The organism is Massilia sp. P2_C2, assembly GCF_056404615.1.
In genome coordinates this window covers 1-8,978 of sequence record NZ_JBFUDR010000261.1, presented here as the reverse complement: position 1 = coordinate 8,978, position 8,978 = coordinate 1, and the positions used below count along the sequence as shown (strand labels likewise).

Here is an 8,978-nt window from a genome sequence, read left to right as displayed (position 1 = left end):
GCTGCGTCCCGTGGAAGTGCGGAACGCGAAGTACCACAGCGGCGACGTGACGGCCACCCTGGTCGATGTGTCCGATCGTGAAGGCGCCGAGGCCCTGAAGGGTGCCACGGTGCAGGTGTCGCGGGCGGATTTTCCGGAACTTCCGGAAGACGAGTATTACTGGACCGACCTGATCGGCTTGGATACGGTCAACCTGCAGGGCGAGTCGCTCGGCAAGGTGACCGACATGATGCACAATGGCGCGCAGTCCATCCTGCGCATCACGCCCGATGCCGATCCGAACGCCGCTCCCGACGCGAAGGCGCCGGAGCGGCTGGTGCCGTTCGTGGATCAGTACGTCAAGACGGTCGACCTGCAAGCCCGACTGATTACCCTGGACTGGGGCCTGGATTATTGACCCCGTCCGCCTGAAGCGAGGTCTCGATGCAGTTTGACGTCGTGAGCTTGTTTCCCGAAATGTTTGCCGCATTGACGCAGTCGGGGGTGACCCGGCGCGCGCACGAGCAGGGCCTGTGGAACCTGTCGATCTGGAATCCGCGCGATTTCACGACGGACCGCCACCGCACCGTGGACGATCGCCCATATGGCGGCGGTCCCGGCATGGTGATGCTGGCCAGGCCGCTCGAAGCGACGATCAACGCGGCGAAGCAGCGCCAGATCGACATGGGCCTGCCCGCGCCGCGCGTGGTGTTCATGTCGCCGCAAGGCAAACCGCTGACGCACGAACGCGTGATGGACCTGAAGAACGAGCCCGGTCTCGTGGTGCTGTGCGGACGCTACGAAGCGGTCGACCAGCGTTTGCTGGACCGTGTCGTCGACGAGGAAATCTCGCTCGGCGATTTCGTACTGTCCGGCGGCGAATTGCCGGCGATGGCGTTGATGGATGCCGTGGTGCGGCAGCTGCCCGGGGTGCTGGGCGATGATGCCTCGGCGGTCGAAGACAGTTTTGTGAATGGCCTGCTGGATTCGCCGCACTACACGCGTCCGGAAGTCTATGAAGGCGTGGCCGTGCCGCCCGTGCTGATGGGTGGTAACCACGCCGAGATCATGAAGTGGCGCCGCCAGCGGATGCTGGAGGCGACCGCGAAGAAGCGGCCCGACCTGCTGGACAAGGCGCGCAGCGCCGGTCTGCTGACGAAGGCCGACGAGCAGTTTCTCGCAACCTTGGAAAAGGTCGCGGAATAAAAGCGGGTACCACATCGGTACCTGCACGTTCAACCCCATCCTCTACCGGGCATCGAACGCGCCGGCAAGATGGTTACAGGAGTCAACACAATGGATCTGATCCAGCAACTCGAGCAAGAAGAGATTGCGCGCCTCGGCCGCAACATCCCTGATTTCGCACCGGGCGATACCGTTATCGTCAGCGTCAACGTCGTCGAAGGCAACCGCAAGCGCGCCCAGGCATACGAAGGCGTCGTCATCTCGCGTCGCAACCGCGGCCTGAACTCGAACTTCATCGTTCGCAAGATCTCGTCGGGCGAAGGCGTGGAGCGTACGTTCCAGCTGTACTCGCCGCTGATCGCTTCGATCGAAGTGAAGCGTCGTGGTGACGTGCGTCGTGCGAAGCTGTACTATCTGCGCGAGCGTTCGGGCAAATCGGCACGTATCAAAGAGAAACTGCCGAACCGCAAAGCTACCGCCGCCGCTGCGCAGTAATAGCGACTGTGGTAGGAAAAAGGCATCCGTTCGGATGCCTTTTTCTTTTGGAGACAGCCTTTGGCAAAACTGCACATCGATCCCAAGCGCCTGCCGGTCGACGCCATCGCCGGCGAGCCCGCCCTGGCGGCCGAGCGCCTGGAAGTGGCCTGGCTGCGCGAGCGGCTCGCCCATCCGCCGCTGTGGGAGCCGGAATTGCCCGACGACCTGCGCCTGCGCTTCCCGGACCTGCGGCGTGCGGCCGTCCTCGTGCCCATCGTGCGGCGCCCCGGCGGGCTGACGGTGCTGTTGACCCAGCGTACCGAGCACCTGACGAACCACGCCGGCCAGGTCAGCTTTCCCGGCGGCCGCTGGGAAGAGGATGACTCCTCGCCGATCGAGACCGCGCTGCGCGAGACCGAGGAAGAAATCGGCCTGACGCGCCGCCATGTCGAGATCATCGGCGTGCTGCCCGATCACGTCACCGCGTCCGCCTACGTGGTCACGCCCGTGGTGGCGCTCGTGACGCCCCCGTTCGAGCTCACGGCCGAGTCGAACGAAGTCGCCGACATCTTCGAAGTGCCCCTGCAATTCCTGATGGACGGCATGAACCACCAGCGCATGTCGTTCGACCTGCCCGATGGCGGCGGACGGCGCAGTTTCTATGCGATGCCTTACGAGCGCTTCTTCATCTGGGGCGCGACGGCGGGCATGCTGCGCAACCTGTTCCACTTGCTCCGGGCCTGAGCGTTGATTCCGGTCGGTCTCTGCGCTATCGTAACGGACAATGAAGTAAGGCAACAAACGACAAAGGACCGTGCATGACTTTCTTTTCCATCCTGTGCGCGCTGCTCATCGAACAGCTGAAGCCGCTGCGTGCGGATAACCAGATCTACGCCGAGATCAAGCGCTTTGCCATGCGGGTCGAGGCCTGGTTCAATGCCGGCCACGTCAGCCATGGCCGGCTGGGTTGGTTCCTGATGATGGCGGTCCTGATGTTGCCGACGGCCGTCATCTACGGCGTCCTTGTACATTACCGGTTAGTGTTCGCCGCGTTCGCCTGGAACGTGCTGATCGTCTACCTGACGCTCGGTTTCCGCCATTACAGCCATTATTTCACGTCGATCCAGTTCGCCCTCAACGCGGGCGACGAAGCCACGGCCCGCACCTTGCTCGCGGAATGGACGAAGATCGATACCGTGGGCATGGACGCCACCGAGATCGCGCGCATCGCCGTGGAAAAATCCCTGATCACGACGCACCGCAACGTGTTCGGCGTGTTCTTCTGGTTCCTGATGCCCCTCGGCCCGGCCTGCGCCGTCATGTACCGCGTGTCCGAATACCTCGCGCGCGCATGGAACGAGCCGGACCACATGCGCAACGAAGCGTTCGGCGAGTTCGCCGCCCGCGCGTTCTACTGGATCGACTGGATTCCCGTGCGCCTGACCGCGATCGCCTTCGCCGTCGTCGGCAATTTCGAAGACGCCATCTATGCATGGCGCAATTTCGCCAACCGGTGGACGGACGAGTCGAGGGGTATCATCCTGGCTGCCGGCGGCGGCGCCATGGGCGTGCGCCTCGGCACCCCGGCCGAGACCGCCCCGCGCATCCTGCCGGCCGACGCGGCCACGGTCGACCTGTCCGCCGGCGAGGACGACATGCTGCCCGGCGACGAGCCCAGCGTGCGCGCACTGCAAAGCACGGTCGGCCTGGTGTGGCGCGCACTGTTATTATGGATGCTGCTCCTGCTGTTGCTGTCCGGCGCGGTCCTGCTTGGCTGAACCCGCTGGAAGCCTGATATTCGTGTCGCTGATCGTGCCGGCTTCGTCCTGCCGGCACGACAGGGCTCGTCCGCAGGTCTTCTATAAGATATAATAGTCGGGTTGTTCTCATCCACGCCTTTGTTTCAGAAGCCGCACTATGGCCGACTCACCGCAAACCGGTAAAGGCGCCGACGAATTCTTCATTCTCGGCGTGACAAGTAAGGGAAGGCAATTCCGCCCGAGTGACTGGGCCGAACGTTTGTGCGGCGTCATGTCGTGTTTCCGTCCGGCCGGTAGCGGTGGACCGAACGCCCATCTGAAGTTCTCCCCCTACGTGCACCCGACCATCGTCAACGGTGTCAAGGCGGTCGTCGTGAACAATGCCCTCAAGAGCATCGAACCGCTCGCCTACCACTTCGTCTGCAATTTCGCCAAGGACAACGACCTGCRGGTCGTCGAAGCCTGCTTCGTCCCGCCGGTGGAAGAGAAAAAAGCCTGAACCTATTTCAGGGTTTGCATTGTCGCTGGCCTGAGCCTATGCTGCATTGGTAGCATCAGCGTCCCGATGGAGGCGGCCATGGAAGTCGGAAAACTATGCACGGTCGACACCGTTTGCTGCGCGCGCGATGAAAGCGTGCAGGGTGCGGCCTTTCTCATGCGCAAACATCACGTGGGTGACATCGTCGTCGTCGACGAGGCGGATGGCGTGCCCGTCCCGGCCGGTATCGTCACGGATCGCGATATCGTCGTGTCCGTCGTTGCCCTGGGCCTCGATCCGAACGGATTGCAGGTGGGTGACATCATGACGGACGACCTGCTCACGGCCGACGAGCATGACGACGTCACCGTCACCATCGAACGCATGCGCCTGCGCGGCATCCGCCGCGTGCCCGTGGTAGGCGAGGGTGGACGCCTGGCCGGCATCGTCAGCGCCGACGACCTGCTCGGCTTCCTCGCCGAGGAAATGGAAGACCTCGCGCGCATCAGTCCCTACCAACAACAGCACGAACGGCGCATGCGTCAATGAGCCAACACTAAGCTGTCTGGAAAGTAAGCTTCGTCTAAGTTCCCGTCTGTTACCATGTCCCGCGGCCTTGCCTGGCCGCACCATGACTTTTCGGACGGAGTGACATGAGCTTGACGTTTTTCCAGCGCGGCCTCGCCGCGTATGCAGTTGTTGGCAGCCTCACCTTCATCGCGCCGGGTGGCGCCTGGGCCTTAGCCCTGCCCAAGGGCGTGGTGCAGGGGCCGTCCGTCGAAGGCATCACGGAATACCGTTTGCCGAACGGCTTGAAGGTCTTGCTGTTCCCCGATTCCTCGCGCCCGACCGTCACCGTCAACGTGACCTACCTCGTCGGCTCGCGCCACGAGAACTACGGCGAGACGGGCATGGCCCACCTGCTGGAACACCTGATGTTCAAGGGCAGCCCGAAGCATCCCGACATCACGCGCCAGTTCCAGGACCGCGGCATGCAGTTCAACGGCACGACGTCGCTCGACCGCACGAATTACTACGAAGTGTTCCAGGCCTCCGACGATAACCTCAGTTGGGCGCTGGGCATGGAAGCGGACCGCATGACGCATTCCAATATCGCGAAGAAGGATCTCGATTCGGAAATGACGGTCGTGCGCAACGAGTACGAGAATGGCGAGAATTCGCCGGGCGCCGTCCTCATGAAGCGCATGCAGAGCGTGGCCTACGACTGGCATTCCTACGGACGCTCGACCATCGGCAACAAGAGCGACATCGAGAACGTCAGGATCTCCAACCTGCAGAATTTTTATCGCACGTATTACCAGCCGGATAACGCCGTGCTGCTCGTGGCCGGCAAGTTCGATCCGGCGAAGACCTTGTTGTCGATCAACCGCCTGTTCGGCGCGATCCCGAAACCCAAGCGCACGTTGCCGGAATTCTGGACCGTGGAACCCACGCAGGACGGCGACCGCACCTTCACCGTGCGGCGCCAGGGCGATGTGCAGATCGTCGCGCTCGGCTACAAGGTGCCGTCCGGCCTGCACGACGACAGCGACGTGCTGAGCTTCGCGTCGACCATCCTCGGCGATGCCCCGACGGGCCGCCTGCACAAGCTGCTCGTCGAGTCGGGCATGGCGAGCCAGGTGTTCGCCTATGGCCAGACGGGATATGCGCCCGGCCTGCAATACTTCGGCGCCATCGTGAAGAAGGATGCGCCGCTCGAACCCGTGCGTGCCGCCCTCACGCAGGCCGTGGAAGAGTTCGCGCAGCACCCGCCGACGCCGGAAGAAATGGAGCGCACGAAGCGCGGCTTCCTCAATGAATTCGAGCGCAGCCTGAACGACCCGCAACAGGTGGGCGTCGCATTGTCGGAAGTGATCGCGCTGGGTGACTGGCGCCTGTTCTTCGTCGGCCGCGACCGCGTCGACAAGATTACGTCGGAACAGGTTGCAGCGGCATCGAGCCGGTATTTCAAGCGCGATAACCGCGTCACCGGCGAATTCATCCCGGACGACCACCCGCAGCGCGCCATCATCCCGGCGGCGCCCAGCCTGCAGAGCGTGCTGAAGGATTTCAAGCCCCAGGCGTCCACCTTGAGCGCCGAGGATTTCGATCCGAACCAGGCCAACATCATGAAGCGCACGACGTTGACGACGGCCGGCGGCGTGAAGCTGGCGTTGTTGCCGAAGAAGAATCGCGGCCAGACCGTCACCGTCGACGTGCGCCAGCACATCGGCGACGAACAGAATCTGTTCGACAAGGGAGCGTTGCCAGGCCTGACGTCGGCGATGCTGATGCGGGGCACGACGAAATACGACCGCGTGCAGCTGGCCGATGCGTTCGACAAGCTCAAGATCTCGGGCAGCCTCACGCATTTCCAGACGACGCGCGACAACCTGCCGGAAGCGCTGAAGCTGGTCGCCCACGTGCTGCGCGAGGCCAGCTTCCCTGCCAGCGAATTCGAGCAGCTGCGCCAGCAGACGATCGTCGGCCTCGAATCCAGCCGCAACGAACCGACCAATGTCGCGTCGCGCGCGCTGAATGAGCATTYTGATATTTATCCGAAGGGGGATATCCGCCACGAAACGACGCTCGAGGAAGATCTTGCCGACCTCAAGAGCGCCACGCTGGAGCAGGTCAAGGCATTCCATCACGATTACTACGGCACCGTGCCGGCCGAGATGGCCATCGTCGGCGACTTCGACGCGCAGGCGATTGCGCCGCTCGTCGACCAGCTGTTCGGCCAGTGGAAGGCACCCATGCACGTGGCGCCCGTGCTGCGCAAGAACGGCGACATCGCACCCATCCATCGTGTCCTCAACACGCCCGACAAGGAAAATGGTTACTACACGGCGCGCATCAACCTCGACCTGAACGTCGAGGACCCGGACTACCCGGCACTGATGCTGGCCGACTACATCTTCGGCGGCGGCGGTTTGCGTTCGCGCCTGATGGACCGGATCCGCCAGAAGGAGGGGCTGTCGTATGGCGGCGGCTCGAACCTCGTCGCCGGCGACCTCGACCGCGCTGGCATGTTCGCGATCAGCGCCATCGCCGCCCCGCAGAACCTGGCCAAGGTGGACGTGGCCATCCGCGAGGAACTCGTGCGCGTCCTCAAGGATGGATTCACGGCGGCGGAACTCGCCGGTGCGAAGTCGGGTCTGATGCAACAACGGATCCAGAATCGCGCCGACGACGGCGCGCTGGCCGCCGGCTGGACGTCCTACATGTACCGCGGGCGCACGTACGAATGGTCGGCCGAGTTCGAAAAACGCCTGATGGCCGTTACGCTGCCCCAGCTGAATGCGGCGTTCCGCAAGGCGGTCGACCCGGCAAAGATGTCCGTCGTGCTGGCAGGCGACCAGGGAAAAGTTGACGCGAAAGCCAAAGCTGCACCCTGATTGCAACACTCAGCCATTCACGAACTTCTGAATTGCTGAGAAACTTGGTCAATGCCCGGGGCGGGCGCTATCATGTTGCTTCAACGCAGTATTGCTCACAGGAAGCAAAGCTTGCGCGTATGTATTGATAAGGAAGCAACATGAAGGGCATGACCAAGCAGGCTCCTGGCGGCATTTCGTATGCCGGCAAGGTTGCGCTGGTAACCGGGGGCGCGAGCGGCATCGGCCGGGCGGTGGCGCTGGCATTCGGGCGTGCAGGCGCCAGTGTCGTCATTGCCGACACGTCGGTCGACGGCGGCCACATGACTGCGGCCCTGATCGTCGAGGCGGGCGGCAAGGCGTTGTTCGTGAAAGCCAATGTCACGGTCGCGGCGGAAGTAGAGGCCCTGGTCGAGAAGGCCGTCGGCCATTACGGCCGCATCGACTGCGCCGTCAACGGCGCCGCCGTCGAGGAAGAGTGCCTGCCGCTGGCCGACGGCGACGACGACCAGTTCGACCGCATCATGGGCGTCAACGTGAAGGGCGTCTGGCTGTGCATGAAGAGCCAGCTGCGCCAGATGCTCAGGCAGGAAGGCGGCGGCGCGATCGTCAACATCGCGGACGCCGGCGGTCTCGTGGCCGCGCCGCACCGTGCGATCTATTCGGCATCCAAGCATGCCGTCGTCGGCCTGACGAAGAGTGCGGCCGTGGAATACGCCAGGGAAGGCATCCGCGTCAACAGCCTGTGCCCGGGCGCCGTCAAGACGCCGATGCTCGCGCGCATGCTCGAGCGTGAACCGGGGCGCGACAAGAAGCTCAAGGCCGCGCATCCGATGGGGCGGATCGCCGAGCCGGCGGAAGTCGCGAATGCGGCGCTGTGGCTGTGCTCGGAGCAGGCGTCGTTCGTCACGGGCCACCAGCTGGCCATCGATGGCGGCCTGACCGCGATCTGACGCTTATTTCTTGCGGACGTTCTTGCGGGGCGCCGGTTTCGGTGTTGGCTTCGGTTGCAACTTCGGCTTCCCCGCCTTGTACAACGTAACCGCATCCTCGCGCGCCCGCGTGAGCGTGCGCATCGCGGGGTGATCGTCATGCGGCGAAAAATACTCGGCGGCCTGCGCGTCGACGACGAGCTTGATCGCGGTGGCGTCGTCCAGGTCGTAGAGTTCCGTCAGCAGGGTGGCGACTTCGTCCAGGTAGGCTTCGTAGGTCAGGTTGGCCATTGTTGTTTGGGTTGAGTTGAATCAGCCGGCGCTCAGCTCGGCCACGAAGTCATACATGTCGCCGCGGAAGTAGGAGCGGCAGAATTCCACCGCCTGCCCGTCCGGCAGGAACCCCAGCCGTTCCACGCACAGTCCCGCATCGCCTTCCTTCGATTGCAGCAGCTTTGCCTGTTCCGCGTTCAGCAGCAGGGCGGACAGGCGTTGCAGCGCACGCACGGGGCGCTTGCCGTGTGCCTCCAGCGCTTCGTACATCGAGACGTCCACCGCGTCCAGCGAGGGCAGGGCCGAGGCCGCGATTGTCGCGTATTCCAGGCACATCGGCATCTCGTCGGCGTAGCGGATACGGTTGAAGCGATAGACTCCAGCACCCGGCGACAGGCCGAGGCGCAGCGCTTCTTCCGGCGTCACCAGACCTTCCGAACGCTTGAGCCAGACGCTGCGCGGCGTGCGGCCGCGCGAACGCATGTCTTCGGAGAACGACGTCAGCTTGGCGAAATTC

General features: G+C 63.6%; 11 protein-coding genes. 9 read left to right on the top strand and 2 right to left on the bottom strand.

Translation table 11 applies throughout. The features are described 5' to 3' along the window. The 9 genes from rimM to AC1DYX_RS23700 all read left to right on the top strand — a co-directional run. A partial coding sequence (rimM, locus tag AC1DYX_RS23740) for a ribosome maturation factor RimM (protein WP_477263427.1) occupies positions 1–397 on the top strand: 397 nt, incomplete at its 5' end. Positions 398–423: 26 nt separating this feature from the next. Beyond that, positions 424–1,185 (top strand): tRNA (guanosine(37)-N1)-methyltransferase TrmD, encoded by a 762-nt coding sequence (trmD, locus tag AC1DYX_RS23735; protein WP_477263425.1) that lies wholly within the window; start codon positions 424–426, stop codon positions 1,183–1,185. 90 nt (positions 1,186–1,275) lie between these two features. Next, on the top strand, positions 1,276–1,659 hold the full coding sequence (rplS, locus tag AC1DYX_RS23730; RefSeq protein ID WP_477263423.1) for a 50S ribosomal protein L19: 384 nt from the start codon (positions 1,276–1,278) through the stop codon (positions 1,657–1,659). Between the two features lie 60 nt (positions 1,660–1,719). After that, on the top strand, positions 1,720–2,385 hold the full coding sequence (locus AC1DYX_RS23725) for a CoA pyrophosphatase (RefSeq protein WP_477263421.1): 666 nt from the start codon (positions 1,720–1,722) through the stop codon (positions 2,383–2,385). Between the two features lie 74 nt (positions 2,386–2,459). After that, positions 2,460–3,419, top strand: coding sequence for a CobD/CbiB family protein (locus tag AC1DYX_RS23720; protein ID WP_477263419.1), 960 nt, complete (start codon positions 2,460–2,462; stop codon positions 3,417–3,419). A 139-nt stretch (positions 3,420–3,558) separates the two neighbouring features. Then, entirely contained in the window at positions 3,559–3,900 is a 342-nt protein-coding gene (locus AC1DYX_RS23715) for a DUF3579 domain-containing protein (protein WP_477263417.1), read from the top strand. 78 nt (positions 3,901–3,978) lie between these two features. Beyond that, on the top strand, positions 3,979–4,428 hold the full coding sequence (locus tag AC1DYX_RS23710; RefSeq protein ID WP_477263415.1) for a CBS domain-containing protein: 450 nt from the start codon (positions 3,979–3,981) through the stop codon (positions 4,426–4,428). Positions 4,429–4,532: 104 nt separating this feature from the next. Then, positions 4,533–7,277 (top strand): M16 family metallopeptidase, encoded by a 2,745-nt coding sequence (locus AC1DYX_RS23705; protein WP_477263413.1) that lies wholly within the window; start codon positions 4,533–4,535, stop codon positions 7,275–7,277. 140 nt (positions 7,278–7,417) lie between these two features. Beyond that, complete coding sequence (locus tag AC1DYX_RS23700; protein ID WP_477263411.1) at positions 7,418–8,209, top strand: SDR family oxidoreductase; 792 nt, start codon at positions 7,418–7,420, stop codon at positions 8,207–8,209. Between the two features lie 3 nt (positions 8,210–8,212). On the opposite strand, the gene AC1DYX_RS23695 is transcribed toward AC1DYX_RS23700, so the two are convergent. Further along, the gene (locus AC1DYX_RS23695; protein ID WP_477263409.1) at positions 8,213–8,479 is read right to left on the bottom strand and encodes a hypothetical protein; all 267 of its coding nucleotides are present in this window, start codon (positions 8,477–8,479) and stop codon (positions 8,213–8,215) included. A 21-nt stretch (positions 8,480–8,500) separates the two neighbouring features. Further along, a partial coding sequence (locus tag AC1DYX_RS23690; protein ID WP_477263407.1) for a GntR family transcriptional regulator occupies positions 8,501–8,978 on the bottom strand: 478 nt, incomplete at its 5' end.

Coding starts and splice junctions, on each gene's coding strand:
- AC1DYX_RS23710 (WP_477263415.1), top strand. CDS start 3,979: ATGGAAGTCGGAAAACTATGCACGGTCGACACCGTTTGCTGCGCGCGC.
- AC1DYX_RS23695 (WP_477263409.1), bottom strand. CDS start 8,479: ATGGCCAACCTGACCTACGAAGCCTACCTGGACGAAGTCGCCACCCTG.
- trmD (WP_477263425.1), top strand. CDS start 424: ATGCAGTTTGACGTCGTGAGCTTGTTTCCCGAAATGTTTGCCGCATTG.
- AC1DYX_RS23700 (WP_477263411.1), top strand. CDS start 7,418: ATGAAGGGCATGACCAAGCAGGCTCCTGGCGGCATTTCGTATGCCGGC.
- AC1DYX_RS23720 (WP_477263419.1), top strand. CDS start 2,460: ATGACTTTCTTTTCCATCCTGTGCGCGCTGCTCATCGAACAGCTGAAG.
- rplS (WP_477263423.1), top strand. CDS start 1,276: ATGGATCTGATCCAGCAACTCGAGCAAGAAGAGATTGCGCGCCTCGGC.